15 protein-coding genes are annotated in these 18,089 nt (G+C 68.0%); 10 read left to right on the top strand and 5 right to left on the bottom strand.

Translation table 11 applies throughout. The features are described 5' to 3' along the window. Positions 1 to 80: 80 nt before the first annotated feature. From pdxS to MSP7336_RS19560, 5 genes are read left to right on the top strand one after another with little or no spacing between them, the layout of a single operon-like run. Positions 81 to 974 (top strand): pyridoxal 5'-phosphate synthase lyase subunit PdxS, encoded by an 894-nt coding sequence (gene pdxS, locus MSP7336_RS19580; protein WP_280524369.1) that lies wholly within the window; start codon positions 81 to 83, stop codon positions 972 to 974. Positions 975 to 980: 6 nt separating this feature from the next. Continuing rightward, on the top strand, positions 981 to 1,814 hold the full coding sequence (tesB, locus tag MSP7336_RS19575; RefSeq protein ID WP_113964384.1) for an acyl-CoA thioesterase II: 834 nt from the start codon (positions 981 to 983) through the stop codon (positions 1,812 to 1,814). After that, a complete protein-coding gene (gene pdxT, locus MSP7336_RS19570) occupies positions 1,811 to 2,407 on the top strand; it encodes a pyridoxal 5'-phosphate synthase glutaminase subunit PdxT (RefSeq protein WP_069396676.1) in 597 nt (198 codons plus the stop codon). The genes tesB and pdxT overlap by 4 nt, the downstream gene beginning before the upstream one ends. 33 nt (positions 2,408 to 2,440) lie before the next feature. Next, positions 2,441 to 3,790 (top strand): ABC1 kinase family protein, encoded by a 1,350-nt coding sequence (locus tag MSP7336_RS19565; RefSeq protein WP_113965108.1) that lies wholly within the window; start codon positions 2,441 to 2,443, stop codon positions 3,788 to 3,790. Positions 3,791 to 3,833: 43 nt separating this feature from the next. Then, entirely contained in the window at positions 3,834 to 4,586 is a 753-nt protein-coding gene (locus MSP7336_RS19560; protein WP_069396677.1) for a YebC/PmpR family DNA-binding transcriptional regulator, read from the top strand. 158 nt (positions 4,587 to 4,744) lie between these two features. On the opposite strand, the gene MSP7336_RS23905 is transcribed toward MSP7336_RS19560, so the two are convergent. The 3 genes from MSP7336_RS23905 to MSP7336_RS19545 form a co-directional block, all read right to left on the bottom strand. Beyond that, positions 4,745 to 5,347 (bottom strand): hypothetical protein, encoded by a 603-nt coding sequence (locus tag MSP7336_RS23905; RefSeq protein ID WP_181786856.1) that lies wholly within the window; start codon positions 5,345 to 5,347, stop codon positions 4,745 to 4,747. Positions 5,348 to 5,449: 102 nt separating this feature from the next. Further along, the gene (locus tag MSP7336_RS19550; RefSeq protein ID WP_069396679.1) at positions 5,450 to 6,511 is read right to left on the bottom strand and encodes a class I SAM-dependent methyltransferase; all 1,062 of its coding nucleotides are present in this window, start codon (positions 6,509 to 6,511) and stop codon (positions 5,450 to 5,452) included. 21 nt (positions 6,512 to 6,532) lie between these two features. After that, positions 6,533 to 7,132: a hypothetical protein gene (locus MSP7336_RS19545; RefSeq protein WP_084226496.1), complete on the bottom strand. Its 600-nt coding sequence runs from the start codon at positions 7,130 to 7,132 to the stop codon at positions 6,533 to 6,535. Between the two features lie 236 nt (positions 7,133 to 7,368). Between MSP7336_RS19545 and ruvC the strand changes: the two genes are divergently transcribed. The 3 genes from ruvC to ruvB all read left to right on the top strand — a co-directional run bounded on the left by ruvC (position 7,369) and on the right by ruvB (position 9,647). Beyond that, complete coding sequence (gene ruvC, locus MSP7336_RS19540) at positions 7,369 to 7,923, top strand: crossover junction endodeoxyribonuclease RuvC (protein ID WP_069396680.1); 555 nt, start codon at positions 7,369 to 7,371, stop codon at positions 7,921 to 7,923. Continuing rightward, a complete protein-coding gene (gene ruvA / locus MSP7336_RS19535) occupies positions 7,920 to 8,498 on the top strand; it encodes a Holliday junction branch migration protein RuvA (protein ID WP_069396681.1) in 579 nt (192 codons plus the stop codon). Before ruvC ends, ruvA begins: the two co-directional genes overlap by 4 nt. Before the next feature lie 105 nt (positions 8,499 to 8,603). After that, the gene (gene ruvB / locus MSP7336_RS19530) at positions 8,604 to 9,647 is read left to right on the top strand and encodes a Holliday junction branch migration DNA helicase RuvB (RefSeq protein ID WP_069396682.1); all 1,044 of its coding nucleotides are present in this window, start codon (positions 8,604 to 8,606) and stop codon (positions 9,645 to 9,647) included. Positions 9,648 to 9,663: 16 nt separating this feature from the next. Here ruvB and MSP7336_RS19525 read toward each other — a convergent pair whose 3' ends face one another. Next, positions 9,664 to 10,887 carry a class I SAM-dependent methyltransferase gene (locus MSP7336_RS19525; protein ID WP_113964382.1) on the bottom strand — a complete coding sequence of 408 codons (1,224 nt, stop codon included), beginning with the start codon at positions 10,885 to 10,887 and terminating at the stop codon, positions 9,664 to 9,666. Positions 10,888 to 15,852: 4,965 nt separating this feature from the next. Here MSP7336_RS19525 and MSP7336_RS19480 point away from each other — a divergent pair. After that, positions 15,853 to 16,662 (top strand): sulfotransferase family protein, encoded by an 810-nt coding sequence (locus MSP7336_RS19480; protein WP_069397246.1) that lies wholly within the window; start codon positions 15,853 to 15,855, stop codon positions 16,660 to 16,662. A gap of 42 nt (positions 16,663 to 16,704) precedes the next feature. On the opposite strand, the gene MSP7336_RS19475 is transcribed toward MSP7336_RS19480, so the two are convergent. After that, on the bottom strand, positions 16,705 to 17,265 hold the full coding sequence (locus tag MSP7336_RS19475) for a hypothetical protein (protein ID WP_244917496.1): 561 nt from the start codon (positions 17,263 to 17,265) through the stop codon (positions 16,705 to 16,707). Positions 17,266 to 17,414: 149 nt separating this feature from the next. Between MSP7336_RS19475 and MSP7336_RS19470 the strand changes: the two genes are divergently transcribed. Then, on the top strand, positions 17,415 to 18,083 hold the full coding sequence (locus MSP7336_RS19470) for a hypothetical protein (RefSeq protein WP_069397247.1): 669 nt from the start codon (positions 17,415 to 17,417) through the stop codon (positions 18,081 to 18,083). Positions 18,084 to 18,089 lie beyond the last annotated feature (6 nt).

The following is an 18,089-nucleotide window of genomic DNA, read 5'->3' as shown; positions in this document are numbered from 1 at the left end:
CACGTTCGGCGCCGAGTGTGCAGCTAGCTTCACGTTCGGTGGGCAAATACTGATTTGGGCCCACCATTAGACTGGTAGCCGTGACTTCTAACGGGCAGACCGGCACGGCGCGGGTCAAACGCGGCATGGCCGAGATGCTCAAAGGCGGCGTCATCATGGACGTCGTCACACCCGAGCAGGCCCGTATCGCCGAGGGCGCCGGCGCCGTGGCGGTGATGGCGCTGGAGCGGGTGCCCGCCGACATCCGCGCCCAGGGCGGTGTGTCCCGGATGAGCGACCCGGACATGATCGAAAGCATCATCTCCGCGGTGACCATCCCGGTGATGGCCAAGGTGCGCATCGGGCATTTCGTGGAGGCGCAGATCCTGCAGAGCCTCGGGGTGGACTACATCGACGAGTCCGAGGTCCTCACGCCCGCCGACTACACCCACCACATCGACAAGTGGAAGTTCACCGTGCCGTTCGTGTGCGGCGCGACGAACCTCGGCGAGGCGTTGCGACGCATCAGCGAGGGTGCGGCCATGATCCGCTCCAAGGGCGAGGCCGGCACCGGCGATGTCTCCAACGCCACCAAGCACATGCGGGCCATAAGTAGCGAGATCCGTCGGCTGACGTCGCTGTCCGACGACGAATTGTATGTAGCCGCAAAGGAATTAGGGGCGTCCTACGAGCTGGTCGTCGAGGTGGCGCGGGCGGGCAAACTGCCGGTCACGCTGTTCACCGCCGGTGGCATCGCCACCCCGGCCGACGCGGCGATGATGATGCAGCTCGGCGCCGAGGGCGTGTTCGTCGGCTCGGGCATCTTCAAGTCCGGCGCGCCGGAGCACCGCGCCGCCGCGATCGTCAAGGCCACCACCTTCTACGACGATCCCGACGTGCTGGCGAAGGTGTCACGCGGACTTGGCGAGCCGATGGTCGGCATCAACGTCGAGGACATCGCCCCGCCGCATCGTCTGGCCGAGCGCGGTTGGTAACGCTTCGTGTCGATCGAAAAGATCCTCGATCTCGAGCAACTCGAGGTCAACATCTACCGGGGCAGTGTGTTCAGCCCGGAATCGGGCTATTTCCAGCGCACCTTTGGGGGGCATGTGGCCGGCCAGTCGCTGGTGTCGGCGGTGCGTACGGTGGACCCGCGCTTTTTGGTGCATTCGCTGCACGGTTACTTCATCCGGCCGGGAGATGCCAAGGCGTCCACTATTTTCCTCGTCGAGCGGATCCGTGACGGCGGCTCGTTCTGCACCAGAAGAGTTAACGCCATCCAGCATGGGGAAACCATTTTCAGCATGTCGGCGTCGTTTCAAACCGATCAGAGCGGCATCGAGCACCAGGACGCGATGCCGTCGGCGCCGCCGCCCGACGACCTGCCCGGGCTGAACTCGATGAAGGTGTTCGACGACGCGGGATTTCGCCAGTTCGAAGAATGGGATGTGCGGATCGTGCCGCGGGAGAAGTTGGCGTTGTTACCCGGTCTGGCGTCCCAGCAGCAGGTGTGGTTTCGCCACCGGGACCCCCTGCCCGACGACCCGGTGCTGCACATCTGCGCGCTGGCCTACATGAGCGATCTGACGTTGCTGGGCTCGGCACAGGTCACCCACCTCGACGAGCGTGAGCATCTGCAGGTGGCCTCACTGGACCACGCCATGTGGTTCATGCGCATGTTCCGCGCCGACGAGTGGTTGCTCTACGACCAGACATCGCCGTCGGCGTGCGGCGGACGGGCGCTGTGCCAAGGCAAGCTGTTCAACCGGCACGGCGAAATGGTCGCGGCGGTGATGCAAGAGGGTCTGACCCGCTACAAGCGGGATTTCCAATGAGCACTCCACGCATCGGGGTTTTGGCGCTGCAGGGAGACACTCGCGAACATCTGTCGGCCCTGCGGGAAGCCGGCGCGACTGCGACACCGGTGCGGCGACTCAGCGAGCTCGACGCGGTGGATGCTCTGGTCATTCCCGGTGGGGAGTCCACCACGATGAGCCATCTGCTGCGCGATTTCGACCTGCTCGATCCGCTGCGCAAACGGCTGCTCGACGGTATGCCCGCCTACGGGGCGTGCGCCGGGATGATTCTGCTGGCCAGTGAGATCCTCGACGCCGGATCCGTGGGCCGCGAAGCGGTGCCGTTGGGTGGTATCGATATGACAGTGCGTCGCAACGCTTTTGGACGCCAGGTCGACTCGTTCGAGGAGGACATCGAATTCCAGGGTCTCGACGATCCGGTACATGCGGTGTTCATCCGCGCACCCTGGGTGGAGCGGGTCGGCGACGGTGTGCAGGTGCTGGGCAGCGCGGCCGGTCACGCTGTCGCGGTGCGGCAGGGCCCGGTGCTGGCGACGGCGTTTCATCCGGAGATGACCGGGGATCGCCGCATTCACCGGCTGTTCGTCGACATGGTGACCGGAAAGCGCTAGGCCGTAGGCCCTCCCACCAGGCATGATGTGGTGATGGCCGACATCGTGCGGGGCCGACTGGGACGTGTCGCAAAGCTGGCGGGCCTTCCGGCCGGGGCGGCCGGGCGGGCCGCGTTGGGCATGGGCAAGCGGATGACCGGCAAGTCCAAGGAAGAGGTCAACGCGGAGCTTCTGGAAAAAGCCGCCGACGAGCTGTTCCAGGTCTTGGGCGAACTCAAAGGCGGAGCCATGAAGGTCGGTCAGGCGCTGTCGGTGATGGAGGCCGCGATACCTCCGCAGTTCGCCGAGCCGTTTCGCGACGCGTTGGTCAAGCTGCAAAGCGAGGCCCCGCCGTTGCCGGCGGCCAAGGTACACCGGGTGCTTGATGCCCAACTCGGCACCAAGTGGCGCGAACGTTTCCAGTCCTTCGAGGACACGCCAGTGGCGTCGGCGAGCATCGGCCAGGTCCACAAAGGTATTTGGAAAGACGGGCGCGAGGTCGCCGTCAAGGTCCAATACCCTGGTGCCGACGAGGCATTGCGCGCCGATCTCAAGCTGATCCAACGGTTTTCCTGGCTGGCCAAGCAGGTTATGCCGCGAGCAGATGTGGACCGACTGGTTTCAGAGGTCGGCGAGCACATCGAAGCGGAGCTGGACTACCGTCAGGAAGCCGAGTATCAGCGTGCGTTCGCGAAAGCCTTTGCCGGAGACCAGAAGTTCTTCGTGCCGGCGGTGATCGCCAGCGCGCCGAAGGTGATCATCTCCGAATGGATGGAGGGCCGCCGGCTTTCCTCGATCATCGCCGGCGGCACCGCGGATGAACGAAATTTTGTGTGCGCCTTGCTAATCGAATTCACCCTCAGTTCGCCCGCGCGGGTCGGGCTGGTGCATGCCGATCCCCATCCGGGTAATTTCATGGTGTTGGCCGACGGCCGACTGGGAGTCATCGATTTCGGCGCCGTTGCCGAACACCCCGGCGGGGTGCCTGCCGACTTCGGTGAACTCTTGTGCTGGGCGCGCGACGAACAGTGGGATGAAGTAATCCGGCTGTTGAAGAAGCTCGGGTTCATGCCGCACGCGTACGACCTGACTGCCGAGCAGCTGGTGGAGTACATCGCTCCGCTGTGGGCGTACATCGACCCGCTGCGGGCGGGCGAGTTCCACTTCACCCGGGAATGGTTCCAGAAGTCGGCATTGGTCACCGCCGACCCCCTCGAGGAGGGATTCGCCGACCGGTTCAAGGTCGCCCGCCAGCTGACGGTGCCGCCCGGCTACGTCATGTTGCTGCGCACGCTCGGCGGTCTGCTCGGGGTCGCCGTGCAGCTTGACGCGCATGTGGCCTACGCCACGCTGATCGAGCGGTGGGTGCCGGGATTCTTCGAGCCCAATGCGGGTCACACGTAGACTCGTCTGGCGAACTTTCAGAGCGAGAAGAGGTAGTCAGGCGATGAGCGGCCATTCCAAGTGGGCCACCACCAAACACAAGAAGGCTGTCATCGATGCGCGCCGCGGCAAGAACTTCGCCCGGCTGATAAAGAACGTCGAGGTCGCGGCCCGTGTCGGTGGCGGCGACCCAGCCGGTAATCCGACGCTGTACGACGCCATCCAGAAGGCGAAGAAGAACTCGGTGCCCAACGACAACATCGAGCGGGCCCGCAAGCGCGGCGCCGGCGAGGAGGCCGGCGGCGCCGACTACCAGACCATCACCTACGAGGGCTACGGCCCCAACGGGGTGGCGGTGCTCATCGAATGTCTGACCGACAATCGCAACCGCGCCGCCAGCGAGGTGCGAGTGGCGATGACCCGCAATGGCGGCAGCATGGCCGATCCAGGCTCGGTGTCCTACCTGTTCGCCCGCAAGGGTGTGGTGACGCTGGAGAAGAACGGGCTCACCGAGGACGACGTGCTGGCCGCGGTGCTCGAGGCCGGTGCCGAAGACGTCAACGATCTCGGCGACAGCTTCGAAATCATCACCGAGCCGGGCGACCTGGTCGCGGTGCGCACCGCGCTGCAGGACGCCGGCATTGACTACGACTCGGCCGAGGCGGGCTTTCAGCCGTCGGTGACGGTTCCGCTGGATGCCGAGGGCGCGCAGAAGGTGATGAGGCTGGTCGACGCGCTCGAGGACAGCGACGACGTGCAGAACGTCTACACCAACGCCGACATCCCCGACGAGATCCTGGCTCAGATCGAGGAGTAGGCCCACACCCTTTGCGCCTTTGCGCCTTTGCGCCGAGATCGACACCAGCGTGCTGCTCTCTCGCGGTTTTCCGCGCTGAGGTCAATCTCGGCGTGGGTGTGGATGGGTGTCGGCGGGCGCGTCCGCGCGGATCAACGGTGCGGTGAAACTAACAGGTTTCAGCCGCCTGGTTGGCCGTGTGCGCCGGGCTGACCGGGGGTTCCGCCAGGGCCGGGCGCGCCTCCGGCGCCGCCCTCGCCGCCCTGCCCGGGCTGACCGCCTGGACCGGCCGCACCGCCCTGACCGCCGGCGCCGCCGTTACCGCCATGACCTCCCTGGCCGCCGGCGCCGCCCTGACCGCCCTGACCTCCCTGGCCGCCGTGACCTCCCTGGCCGCCCTGCCCGCCGTGACCGCCCTGGCCGCCGGCACCGGGTGCCCCGGGTGCACCGGGTGCGCCTGGTGCGCCTGGTGCGCCGTCGCCGGCGTTGCCGACTGTCCCGCCGCTGCCGCCATCACCGCCGTTGCCGCCGGCACCGCCGGACGCGCCGGGGGTGGGGGTGTCGGGCCCGTCGCCGCCGTCGGTGCCGGGCAGCGGATCGCCGAGAGCCGGGCCGCTGAAATTGGTGGTGACGAAGCCTCCGACGTCGGCGTTTGCGATGCTCGTCGCGGCCAGCGGCGTCACCGCCGCGGCCAGCAGCGTGGCGGCCGCAGCCCCCCCGCCGAGCACCCGATGTCCCTTACGCGACCTGCGTGCCCGCGCAATGTTGTCTTGTCGAGCCATGAATCATGCCTTTCTGCGCAGCCACACATATTTGCCGTTCGCGTCAACTTAGATGCTGGCGCGACCACGGTCGGCCGAATGTCACAAATTCATCGAATATGTTCAGGTTTCCGATCGAGCGTGCCGGCCCAGCTTGCGGTAGACCAGCCAGCGCATTTCGATCGGAGACGCCGCGCGCTCGACGTCGAACACGTCGAGACCGCTGACCCAGTCGGCGTACCAACTTGTGGGTGGCCATGCGCCGGCGGGCAGGTGTGTTTTCTCGTAGTCATAGACCGAATCGTCGGCGATCAGTTCCAGCGGCAGGCCGGCCGCCGCACTGTTCATCTCGTCGCGGGTGAAGATCGCGGTGTAGGTCTGCTGTCCGAGTTCACGCGCGGCGTCGTCGGGGGTGTAGTCCGGGTTTGCCAAGAACGCGTTGAACACCAGACGCCCACCGGCGGCCAGGCAATCGGCGGCGAGTTGGAACGTCCCGCGCAACTGCTCGACCGTCTTGAAGTCGGACACCACCTCCGAGAGCAGGATCAGCTGGTAGTCCCGTCTCAGATCATCGGTGGTCGCGAAGACGTCGCGCTGGATGACCCGAACGTCGAGTGACTCCCGTTGCGCCTCCGTGCGAATGATGTCGGCGAACTTCGGGGTCATCTCCACCACGTCCACCGGGTGGCCACGCCGCGCCAGCGCCAGCGCGTTGCGGCCGGTCCCGCCGCCGATGTCGAGCACACCAAATGTGGCGGGGTCGGCTGCTTCGCCGGCCAACGCCCACACCCGCGCGTCCGGTTCGGTCCCGAACAGCGGCGGCTTGCGGTTGACAATCCAGTTCTCGTAGGCCGCCTCGATCGTCAGCCATTCGGGTCTCACGTGGTAATTCAGCACGGTGCCGACCGGGGAGTCGTAGGAGATGACGATGTTCGAACGCACCGAGGCCTGATAGGCCGCCGCTAACTCACCCTCCAGCACCGACTTCAGATGAGCGAGTTCGTCGATGGTGAACCGCACACCCACGGCGGCAAAGATGCCGTCGCACATCCTGACGTATTCGTCGATCATGCCCGGGACAGCCGGCAACGTGATCTGCCCGCTGACCACCGATCGGCGATGCAGCCGCCGCGCCATCGCCTCGCGCAGCTGCGCTGGATCGACGGAACGGAGCGGCGGCTCCATCAGACCCTGCCGACCAAACGCTTAGCCGCACATCTGGTTGAGCTGGCTGATCTGGTTGTCGAGGTCGTGGCGCAGCGGCTCCTGAACGTCATTGGGTGCCCCGGCCATATAGTTGACGCCCAGCTGTTGGATCGTGTTGGCCATAGCATCGACGACCTTGGCGAGATCGGCTGGAGCCGCCGTGTTCGCCGCCAGCCGATCCTTCAGATACGAGCCGCCCCCCAACAGGGACAGGCGTGCGTTGGCGGCGACCGAAAGTTGGCCCACTGGGTTGTCCGGGGTGGGGTTTGCCATGTGGGTGTTGGCGACGACCCCTTCGTGAACGGTGTTGTAGGCCGCGCAAACGTTGGTCTTCGCGTCGCCGCCCTGCTGCTCGACGGCGCCGGCCGAGGCCTTGTCGTGCGATGGGTGGAAATAAGCCAGGGCAGCAAGGACCACGGCGATCACGGCGAGCGCGATGGCCGCGTACGCGGCCCACTTCGTGGCCTGCGATCCGTCGGGGTATGGCAGAGCCCCCTTCGGCGCGGAGCCCTTGGAGGCAGGCTCCTTGGATGCAGATTCCTTCTGGGTTTCGGCGTCGCTCGCCGACGAGCTGGATTTACCGAGAGGTCTGTCAGACATTGGGCGATAGTATCGCGCCTCACCAACTCCGTTGAGGCATTGCTGAAATCTGTTCGGGCACAAGCAGTCCCCTTACGATTCGATACGAAATCGTTATGTTGGGCGCGTCGTCGGTGGACCGGCGATCTGCTACCGCGCCAAAGTCCTGCGCTCGGCGTCCGCGTGTCTGCCGAACGATGTCAGTCCGGCCCGCTAAGGTATCGAACAACCGTTCGGCTACTCGAGGGAGCGTTGACGTGCGTGTGATGGGCGTCGACCCTGGACTGACCCGTTGCGGGCTGTCGGTCATCGAGGGCGGCGTGGGCAGACAGGTCATCGCGCTGGATGTCGACGTGGTGCGTACCCCGGCCGAGGTGGCGCTGCAGCAACGGCTGCTGACCATCAGCGATGCCGTCGAGCACTGGCTGGATACCCATCATCCGGACGTCCTCGCGATCGAGCGGGTGTTCTCTCAGCAGAACGTGTCCACGGTGATGGGCACTGCGCAGGCCGGCGGCGTGATCGCGTTGGCCGCCGCCAAACGCGGCATCGACGTGCACTTCCACACCCCCAGCGAGGTCAAGGCTGCGGTCACCGGCAACGGCGGCGCGGACAAAGCTCAGGTCACCGCGATGGTCACCAGAATCCTTGGGCTGCAAGCCAAACCGACCCCGGCTGATGCTGCTGATGCGCTGGCGCTGGCGATCTGCCACTGCTGGCGCGCGCCGATGATCGCGCGGATGGCCGCCGCCGAAGCCAAGGCGGCTGAGCAGCGCAAGAAATTCAAGGCGAAAGTCAAGGCCGCCACATGATTGCCTCGGTTCGCGGTGAAGTTCTCGACGTGGCGCTCGACCATGTCGTGATCGAGGCCGCCGGGGTGGGTTACAAGTTGATGGCCACCCCGTCGACGCTGGCGACACTGCGTCGCGGCAGCGAGGCGCGGCTGGTCACCGCGATGATCGTGCGCGAAGATTCCATGACGCTGTACGGATTTCTCGACACCGACGCCCGCGACTTGTTCCTGACGTTGCTGAGCGTGTCCGGTGTCGGGCCCAAAATCGCGCTGGCCACACTTGCGGTGTACGACGCGCCCGGGTTGCGGCAGGCGCTGGCCGACGGCGACGTCACCGCGCTGACCCGAGTGCCCGGCATCGGTAAGCGCGGTGCCGAGCGGATGGTGCTGGAGCTGCGCGACAAGATGGGTGCGGCGCCGAGCGCATCGGTCAATGGTCATTCGGTCCGCGGTCCGGTGGTGGAAGCCCTTGTGGGACTTGGCTTTGCGGTCAAGCAGGCCGAGGAGGCCACTGACAAGGTGCTGGCGGGCGACGACGGTGCGACCACCTCCAGTGCGCTGCGGGCGGCGCTGTCGATACTGGGCAAGAAATGACCCACCAATCACCGTTGAGATTGCGTGCAGGGCTGTTGTTTCAGCGGAATCACGACCCTGTGCGCAATCTCAACCGACCCGAGCGCTGTCAATGTTAGGGAAAAAGTGACCGAACCCGACGAACGGGAGCTGTCGCCGGCGCTGACCGTTGGCGAGGGGGACGTGGACGCCAGCCTGCGGCCGCGTTCCCTGCAGGAATTCATCGGTCAGCCACGGGTTCGCGAACAATTGCAACTGGTGCTCGAAGGCGCCAAAAACCGTGGCGGCACACCGGATCACATTCTGCTGTCGGGGCCGCCGGGGTTGGGCAAGACGTCGTTGGCGATGATCATCGCCGCCGAGCTGGGATCGTCGTTGCGGGTGACGTCCGGGCCGGCGCTGGAACGCGCCGGCGACTTGGCGGCGATGTTGTCCAACCTCGTCGAGCACGACGTGTTGTTCATCGACGAGATCCATCGCATCGCCCGGCCCGCCGAGGAGATGCTGTACTTAGCGATGGAAGACTTCCGCGTCGACGTGGTTGTCGGTAAAGGCCCTGGGGCAACATCGATTCCGCTGGAGGTGGCGCCGTTCACCTTGGTCGGCGCCACCACTCGGTCCGGGGCGCTGACCGGGCCACTGCGCGACCGGTTCGGTTTCACCGCGCACATGGATTTCTACGAGCCGGCCGAGCTGGAGCGGGTGCTGGCGCGCTCGGCGGGGATCTTGGGCATCGAATTGGGCGGCGAGGCCGCCGCGGAGATCGCCCTGCGGTCCCGGGGAACCCCGCGGATCGCCAACCGGCTGCTGCGCCGGGTCCGGGACTACGCCGAGGTGCGCGCGGACGGCGTCATCACCCGCGACGTCGCCAAGTCCGCGTTGGAGGTCTACGACGTCGACGAGCTGGGTCTGGACCGGCTGGACCGCGCGGTGCTTTCTGCGCTGACCCGCAGCTTCGGCGGCGGCCCGGTCGGGGTGTCGACGCTGGCGGTGGCCGTGGGGGAGGAGGCCACCACCGTCGAGGAGGTGTGCGAGCCGTTCCTGGTACGTGCGGGCATGATCGCGCGCACCCCGCGAGGGCGGGTGGCCACCGCGCAGGCCTGGACGCATCTGGGTCTGGTGCCGCCCGTCGGGGCCGGCGGGCTGGGACAAGCGGGTCTGTTCGACTAGCTGTACTAGCCGCTCGTTAGCCCTGCGACGTCTTCTCCAGCCCCATCGCGACGAAGTCGAGGCGCCACAGTGCCTCAAAGAGCCTGCGCGCGAACTTTTCAACGTCGGCAACGCTGCCCCGCTGCGAGCCTTCGCCACGGACGGACGCGGCGATCTCGCGGATGGTGCGATTGCCGTCGACCTGTTGCACGAACGGCAACTGGGCCGAGTTGAGGTTGGTTCGCCAATCCGACCGATAAATGGCGTTACCGGCGAGCCCGCACCGCATGCGCATCAGCGGGACATAGTCCAGGCAGTCCAGCGTCGAAAAATCAATCGCATAGCTCTTTTTCGGCCGCTCGGGACGGCATGCCATAAAGAAATGGCACGCGTTGACCGTGTGCAAACGCTCCATCACCGACCACAGCATCGGCTCTGGCAGCGCGTTGATCGCCGGATAGAGCTGGTTGGGGGCCGCGAACAAGTCGTGCGGGTAGTACGGCGCCTTGTGAAACCAGCCCTGAAACTCCAGTCCGGCGGAGGTGACGAGGTCGATGCACTCGTCGACGGTGTAGCTGCGCTCGCGGCCGTGCAAAAACGTATCCACCAGCACCGCGTCGGATGCCAAGTCGTTCGCTACGTTCAGATAGCTTTGCACCGGATGACTTGCGGGCAGCAACGAAAGCGTCTGCCGCACAAGCGCTATCGATGCTTCGTTTTGGCCCAGGCCTAGGTCGCGGAAGACCGACTGCAGCAACTCCAGCCCTATTCGGCCGTTCTTCGCGTACAGCATGATCCCGATCGCGCCGTCGGGACGCAGACAACTCGCGATCGCATTCATTCCCACTTGCGGATCGGCCATGTGATGCAGCACGCCGGTCGACACGATCAGGTCGAAATCGCGGCCCAGGGTGGGCAACTCCTCGATCGGAAGCAGGTGCAACTCGAGGTTGAACAGCCCGTGTTTGTCTTTGAGGTACTGCTGATGATCCAGCGACGGCTGGCTGATATCGACCGCCACAACCTTGGCATCCGGGTTCATGAATGCGAAAACCGCCGCCTGGTTGGTGCCGCAGCCCGCGATCAGAATGTCCAGATCGGGCTTGTATTCGCGGTCCGGCCACAACACCCGGTGCGCATGGCTGGGGTCGAACCATTCCCAGTTGTTCGCCAGCCACGCTTCGAGGTCCTGGATCGGGTGGGGATACCTGTACCGCTCGTACTGGCGAGTGACCACATCGGCACGCGGATTGTCGTTCACTTCTGCGGTATCTCCTTCACGGAATGCTTGTCAGCCGAAAGCGTTTCGCCTCGGCGCAGCTCCCCACCCACGCAGCGATTATCGGCTACCGGCCCCGTCGCCCGCAGGCGATTCGGGAACCGTTCCGGGATTGCTCACGACGTGCCCGTCGTGCGGGGTCCTCAGGTAAGGGGAAAGGCCCGCCGTAGCGGGCCTTTCCGTTGTGTACCTCCTGATTGGTTACGGAGCGCCATCGCCGCCGTTGCCGGCGTTGCCGCCGGTGCCGCCGTCGCCGCCGAGGTTGCCGTTTGGCGGTTGGCCGGGTGTGCCGGGGGTGGGTCCGCCCGCGACGCCGAGCCCGGGTGCGGTGGTGCCGGGGACTCCGGCGCCGTTGGCTCCGCCGTTGCCGCCGACGGTGCCGTTGGTGGCGTTGCCGCCGGTTCCGCCGGTGCCGGCGGGTGTGGCGTCGCCGCCGTCGCCGCCGTCGCCGCCGTAAGCGCCAACCGAGCCGTCGCCGCCGGATCCGGGTGCGCCGGCCAGGCCGCCGCCGGGTGCGCCTGCGGCCCCGCCGGCGCCGCCGTTGCCGCCGTCACCGCCGATGCCCGCGGTTCCGGCGTTGCCGCCGGTGCCGCCGGTGCCACCGGGTCCTGCGGTTCCGCCGTCGCCACCGGTTCCGCCGTCCGACGAGTTGAATCCGAAGTACCCGCCGTCGCCGCCGTCGCCGCCGTCGCCGCCGTTGCCGCCGCCGACGACGTTGCTGGCTGCCCCGCCGTTGCCGCCGTTGCCGCCGGCGGTGGCGTTGGAGGCATTACCGCCGGCACCGCCGTTGCCGCCGTGGCCGGACCCGGCCGCAGCGCCGCCGTTGCCGCCGTCGCCGGTGTCCCCCAATGCGGCGTAGTTGCCGGCTCCGCCGTCGCCGCCGTCGCCGCCGTCGCGGGTGGCGCTGGCGGCTCCGCCGTCGCCGCCGTTGCCGCCGACACCGTTGGTGCCGCTGTCGCCGCCGGCTCCGCCGTTGCCGCCGTTGCCGTTGCCGGCCGCGTCGCCGCCGTAGCCGCCGTCGCCGCCGGTGCCGGCCGAGCCACCGAGGCCGCCGTCGCCGCCGTCGCCGCCGATGTCGGTGGCGGTGGCTGCGCCGCCGTTGCCTNGCCGCCGACACCGTTGGTGCCGCTGTCGCCGCCGGCTCCGCCGCTGCCGCCGTTGCCGTTGCCGGCCGCGTCGCCGCCGTAGCCGCCGTCGCCGCCGGTGCCGGCCGAGCCACCGAGGCCGCCGTCGCCGCCGTCGCCGCCGATGTCGGTGGCGGTGGCTGCGCCGCCGGCGCCGCCCGTGCCGCCGTTACCGGTGGGCCCGAGCGCCGAGCCGCCGGCGCCGCCGTCGCCGCCGTTGCCGGCGCGACCGCCATACCCGCCGTCACCGCCGTCACCGGGGACGCCGAAGCCGCCGAGACCGCCGATGCCGGCCGCCGCGCCGGTGTTGCCGCCGGTGCCACCGACGCCGCCGTTGCCGCCGTTGCCGCCGAGGCTGCCGCTGTCGCCGCCGTCGCCGGCGCCACCGCCGTGGCCGCCCCACCCGGCGTCACCGCCGTTGCCGCCGTCGCCGGTGCCGGTTGCGGTACCGCCGTTGGCGCCGAGGCCGCCGTTGCCGCCGGTGCCGCCGTTGGCGCCGGCGCCGCCGTTGCCGGTGCCGAAGCCGTTGCCGCCGTCACCGCCGTACCCGCCGTGGCCGCCGTGGCCGCCGTCGCCGCCGTCGCCGCCGTCGGCGTTGGCGTTGATGGGTCCGTTGCCGCCGAGGGCGTTGGAGCCGGCTCCGCCGTTGCCGCCGGCCCCGCCGCTGGCTGCCGCGCCGCCGTCGCCGCCGTTGCCGTTGCCGCCGAGGGCGTTGCCGCCGTCCCCGCCGGTGCCGGCGTCGCCGCCGTGGCCGCCGTCGCCGCCGTCGAAGCCGTCGCTGTTGGCGATGTTGCCGGTGGGCTGGAAGCCGGCCCCGCCGTTGCCGCCGACACCGCCGCCGCCGGCGGCGCCGCCGTCGCCGCCGTCACCGCCGAGCAGGCCACCGTCGCCGCCGGCACCAGCGGATCCGCCGTGGCCGCCGTCGCCGCCGTCGCCACCTTCGGGGTTTTGCAGGGCGATAAGGGAGCCGCCGTCCTTGCCGTTGCTGGCGTTGCCGCCTTGGCCGCCGTTGCCGCCGACGCCGCCGGTGCCTATTCCGTTGCCGCCGGAGCCGCCGGCCCCGCCGTGGCCGCCGTCGCCGCCGTCGCGGCCGTTGCCGTTGTTGGCCAGGGTGGCGTTGTAGGTGCCGATGGCGTTGCCGCCGTTACCGCCGTTGCCGCCGGTGCCGCCGACGCCGCTGGCGCCGGTGAGCCCGGCTGCCCCGCCGGTGCCGGGGCCGGCGTTGCCGCCGTTGCCGAACGTGCCGGCCGCCCCGCCGTCGCCGCCGTCGCCGCCGTCGCCGCCGGGGTGGTTGCCGGTGGTGAAGGTGAACCCGTTACCGCCGTTGCCGCCGTTACCCGCGACTCCTGCGGAGCCGCCTTGGCCGCCGTCGCCGGCGCTGCCGATACCGGATGCGCCGCTGGCCCCGGCCGCGCCGCCGTTACCGCCGGTGCCGCCGGTGCCGGCGTCGCCGCCGTGACCGCCATCAAAGCCGTCGGGGTGCACCGAGGTGCCGTCCACGCCGTCGCCGCCGTTGCCGCCGTTGCCCGCGGCCCCGCCGACACCGCCGTCACCGCCGTTGCCGCTGACCCCGGACACGGTGCCGCCGTTACCGCCTTGGCCGCCGTTGCCGCCGAGCCCGCCGCCACCGCCGTCGGTGCCGTCGGTGCCGTTACCGGAGTTGCCGCCGGTGACCCCGTCGGTGCCATTCAGGCCGGCCCCGCCGGTACCACCGACCCCGCCGTTGCCGCCGTTGCCGTTTTGTCCGGCGTTACCGCCGGCGCCGCCCTGGCCGCCGTTGCCGCCGGTCGGATGCGCGGCCACCCCTTGGGCGCCGGCGCCGCCGGCCCCGCCGTCACCACCGGAGCCGTTGGTGCCGCCGTTACCGCCCTGACCGCCGATAAACCCGTTACCGGAGCCGCCGTTGGCGAAGCTGCCATCGGCGCCGCGCCCGCCGTCACCGCCGTTGCCGCTGGCGGTGCTGGCGCTGCCATTAGGTCCTTGGCCGCCGTCGACGCCGCCGGTGCCGCCGCTGCCGGCCTTACCACCGGAGCCGCCGGTGCCGGCCTGGGTGCCGGCCTCCCCGCCGTTACCGCCGTTGCCGCCGGCCCCGAGGATCCCGTTGGAGCCCGCGACCCCGATCACACCGTCAGCGCCGACACCGCCGTCCCCGCCGGCCCCGGCGTTGCCGCCGGCCCCGCCGTTGCCGCCGTTGCCGTTGACCCCGGCCACGCCGAAGATGCCGCCCTTGGCGCCATTACCGCCGTTACCGCCGGCCCCACCGTTAGCGCCGGCCCCGCCGTTGCCGCCGTCGCCGCCGGTGCCGTTGTTGACCCCGGACACCCCGGCAGCCCCGGTCGTGCCGGTGGCGCCGTCACCGCCGGCCCCGCCGGTGCCGCCGTTACCGCCCGAGCCGCCGTTGCTGAACCAGCTCAACAAGCCCACCGCGCCGCCGTCACCGCCGTCGCCGCCGGCCCCGCCGACCTGAGCCGCGGTGTTGATGGTGCCGTCCGCGCCGGCTATCCCGGTGCCGCCGTCGCCGCCGTTGCCGCCGTTGCCCCAGAACAACCCGCCGGCACCGCCGTCACCACCGTCGCCGCCGTTGAGGCCATCACCGCCGTTGCCGCCGTTGCCGAACCAGAACGCGTCCCCACCGTCGCCGCCGGTGCCATCGGCCGCGGTCGCGCCATCACCACCGTTGCCGAACCACAACCCACCACCCTGGCCGGTGGCCTCGGCCAGCGTGCCATCGCCGATGCCGTCGGCGCCGTTACAGATCAACCCACACGCCCCACCGGTGGGATCAGCAGCCGGAAACGCCGCAGCGAACCACGAATTGAGCTGCTCATCGACCTGCTGGCCGAACGGGGAGGTGATCCAGTCCTGCTGCAAATCCTGAATGAACGCGGTGAACGGATCGGTCGACCCCGCCGCCAGCCCACCGCCGGCGTCCAGCCCCAACAGCGAGTCCCAATTGGCCGGGTTCAGCCACGCATCCCAACTGGCCGGATTCAGCAGCGCGTCCAAGCTGCCCACATCGATTGTCGGCTCCGCGGCCGTGGCCCACGCGCTCGGATCCAACAAATCGAACAAGTCATCAAAGCCGAAATCGGCATGCGCCGGCGGGGCCGCCGCCAGCGGACCCAACCCGAACGCCAAAAAAGCCCCCGCACTCGCCCCCAGACCGGCCACACGCGCACGCCGACGCGCCCTAGCCCTACCCGACTGACGATTCCCCTTGCTAGAGCGCTGACGAGCCATTTCCATTTCCTCCCGTAGCCAGAGTCGATCTCAGGTGGCGTTAAGCTAATCATTAAGTCGCACTGAAACAACACAAACGGCAAAAAGATCTTGAAGAATTTTCTGACGGCATCTAAATGCGGTGTTGCCAGTGCGTAACCGGTCTTCTTCTCCACGATGAGTGTGTGCTGGTGTCTCTTAATAAGACTGGCTATGTTTCCCTTACAAGATCACTATTTAGTGTAATTTTCTCGCTGGCTTATTTATTTAACCGTAGTAGACGTTGTCGGCTACTATCGGTGCTGGTCAGAGCCTTGCCGCGCTCCCGGCCCCGCCTCCCGCAACGCCGCGCCAGCCGGCTGGCACCGGCAACACTTGCTGAGTCTGCGGGCCCGTCGCCGATGCGCTCACGGCCACCACAACAGACCGCCGGTCGTCCTTGCGATCGGCGTGTCGCAACCACCACGCCCGGCACCACAACCCCCACCCGCCACCTTTACCTCCGAACCCCACACGCCTCAGCAGACACTCAGCTACTGTGAGCCATCACCGGGGGTCGATGTCCCAGGCAGTCACGGTTCGGACATTAGGTAGGGGAGCGCGCATGGCATCCATTCATTTCATCTCGGGCTTGCCGCGTTCTGGCTCGACGCTGCTGGCCGCGCTGCTGCGACAAAATCCGCGGTTTCAGGCGGGGATGTCCGGCCCACTGGCCGGGTTGTTCGGCGCCCTGCTGAGCGAGATGAGCGCCCGCAACGAATTCTCCGTGTTCATCGACGACGCCAAGCGTGAGCGCATCCTGCATGGGTTGTTCGACAATTTCTACGCGGATAGCACCGCCGAGGTAATTTTCGACACCAACCGCGCCTGGTGCGCCTGGATGCCGGCAATCGCCAAGCTGTTTCCCGAGGCCAAAGTGATCGCCTGCGTGCGCGAACTGCCCTGGGTGATCGACAGCATCGAGCGATTGGTCCAGCGCAACGTGTTCAGCCCGTCGTCGATCTTCAACTACAGCTCTGGCGGCACCGTGTACACCCGCGCCAACGGTGTAGCGGCCGCCGACGGCATGGTCGGTGCTCCCTACGATGCGCTCAAGCAGGCCTGCTATGGGGCTCAACGGGATCGCCTGCTGCTAGTCCAGTACGAAACCTTGACCACCGACCCGGCCAAGACCATGCACGCCATCTACGCCTTCATCGGCGAGCCGGTGTTCGAGCACGACTTCGACCACGTCGATTACGACGTCACCGAGTTCGATGAGCGTGCCGGCACGCCGGGACTGCACACGGTGCGCAGCACGGTCAAGGCCGACCGGCGCCCGAGCCTGCTGCCCCCGGATCTGTTCAACCGCTTTGTCAACGACGCCTTCTGGCGCGATCCGAAGAATGTCCCGGAGGGACTGCAAGTGATCTGAGGTCAAATCCCTTGATATTCAAGGCGATTAGCGAAGACACTGCTACTTGCAGATCGCGTTGACCGATTCGATCTGGGAATCGAAATCGTGCCGCAACGGGTCTAGCGTCGCGCTGAGGCCCGCAAGGTAGCCGATGCTCAGCTCCTCGAGAGTGTTCGCCATCGCAGTGACAGCCTTGGCCAGGTCGGCCGGCGTCGCGGGCTCCGCTTCGAGGCGCTCTCGCAGGTACCCGCCGCGCGCGAACAGCGCCAGCCGGGCGCTCGTCGCAACGGCAAGAGAACTCATAGGGTCGTTCGGCGCCGGGTTCTCCAGGTGCGTGTTGCTGACCACCGCCTCATGCACCGACTGGTAGGCGGTGCACACGTGTGTCTTCGCGTCCTTCACCTGCTGGTCGGTGAAGGATCGCGACGTGTCGCCGGATGACCGCGGGAAGAACCACCCTGTGACGGCCACGCCGACGGCGAGCAGTGCGACCGCCAGGGCAGCGAAGTTCGGCCATCGTGCCGGTTGAGCAGCCGCGGGCGGTTTCGTGGAATCTTCTGGACCAATTGGCTTTTCGGGATCCGGCGTACCCGACGGATCACTGGCAGACGTATCTGACATCGGGCGATGGTATCGCTCGACAACAGTGTCTGTATTCGGTTTGGGTTGCGCTTTGGCAACGGCGCCGGACACCCGATTAGTAAGCGCGGCCCCCGGGTACTCAGCACGGACTCGACACCGCCGGTGTCGACGAGCTGAGGAGATTCTCAATGCATGACTCGCAGATGGGGCGCCTGCACATGCCGCGCAGCCGCGGCGCGGTCACCGGATTGCTCCTGATCATCCTGGGTGCTTGGGGCGCGTTGATCCCGTTTGTCGGGCCCTTTTTCCACTGGGCATACACGCCAGACCAGGCCTGGACATGGACGACGGCTCGGGGCTGGCTGGAAGTGTTCCCCGGTGTCACCGCGGTGCTGGGTGGTCTGTTACTGGTGGGGTCGGGTAACCGCGCGACCGCAATGTTCGGCGGCTGGCTCGCTGCTTTCGCCGGTGCCTGGTTTGTCATAGGTCGGTCGTTCGCGTCAATCCTGCAGCTTGGGGACGTAGGCCAGCCGGTGGCCAAGACTGATGTCAAGCGGGCCTTACTGGAGATCACCTACTTCTCCGGGCTGGGCGCGCTGATCGTCTTCCTGGCCGGTGCGGTTCTGGCGCGCTTGGCGGTCCGGATGGCCCGCGACGTGGAAGGCGTCCCGGTGGGGACGGCACCACAAGCGTCGACCTCCGACGCGCCACCGGCCGCCGGGTACACACCGGCATCTCCGGTCGCGCCGGATGCGGTGACGCAGGCGCGGGGCGAGGTTCCCGCCGACGCGGAACCGGAGGAGCACCGAGCCAGGGGGTTCTTCCGCCGGCGCAAGCACGTCGGCGCGTCCCGGTAGGGCATA

It is taken from the genome of Mycobacterium shimoidei, assembly GCF_900417275.1.
Classification (GTDB): Bacteria; Actinomycetota; Actinomycetes; order Mycobacteriales; family Mycobacteriaceae; genus Mycobacterium; species Mycobacterium shimoidei.
The sequence above is the reverse complement of the archived record's forward strand: the minus strand, read 5'-3'. Positions and strand labels throughout refer to the sequence as shown.

What these genes read in the sequence shown, in the direction of transcription:
- pdxT (WP_069396676.1), top strand. Translation starts at nt 1,811, where the DNA reads ATGAGCACTCCACGCATCGGGGTTTTGGCGCTGCAGGGAGACACTCGC.
- MSP7336_RS19565 (WP_113965108.1), top strand. Translation starts at nt 2,441, where the DNA reads ATGGCCGACATCGTGCGGGGCCGACTGGGACGTGTCGCAAAGCTGGCG.
- MSP7336_RS19560 (WP_069396677.1), top strand. Translation starts at nt 3,834, where the DNA reads ATGAGCGGCCATTCCAAGTGGGCCACCACCAAACACAAGAAGGCTGTC.
- MSP7336_RS23905 (WP_181786856.1), bottom strand. Translation starts at nt 5,347, where the DNA reads ATGGCTCGACAAGACAACATTGCGCGGGCACGCAGGTCGCGTAAGGGA.
- MSP7336_RS19550 (WP_069396679.1), bottom strand. Translation starts at nt 6,511, where the DNA reads ATGGAGCCGCCGCTCCGTTCCGTCGATCCAGCGCAGCTGCGCGAGGCG.
- MSP7336_RS19545 (WP_084226496.1), bottom strand. Translation starts at nt 7,132, where the DNA reads ATGTCTGACAGACCTCTCGGTAAATCCAGCTCGTCGGCGAGCGACGCC.
- ruvA (WP_069396681.1), top strand. Translation starts at nt 7,920, where the DNA reads ATGATTGCCTCGGTTCGCGGTGAAGTTCTCGACGTGGCGCTCGACCAT.
- MSP7336_RS19480 (WP_069397246.1), top strand. Translation starts at nt 15,853, where the DNA reads ATGGCATCCATTCATTTCATCTCGGGCTTGCCGCGTTCTGGCTCGACG.
- MSP7336_RS19475 (WP_244917496.1), bottom strand. Translation starts at nt 17,265, where the DNA reads ATGTCAGATACGTCTGCCAGTGATCCGTCGGGTACGCCGGATCCCGAA.
- MSP7336_RS19470 (WP_069397247.1), top strand. Translation starts at nt 17,415, where the DNA reads ATGCATGACTCGCAGATGGGGCGCCTGCACATGCCGCGCAGCCGCGGC.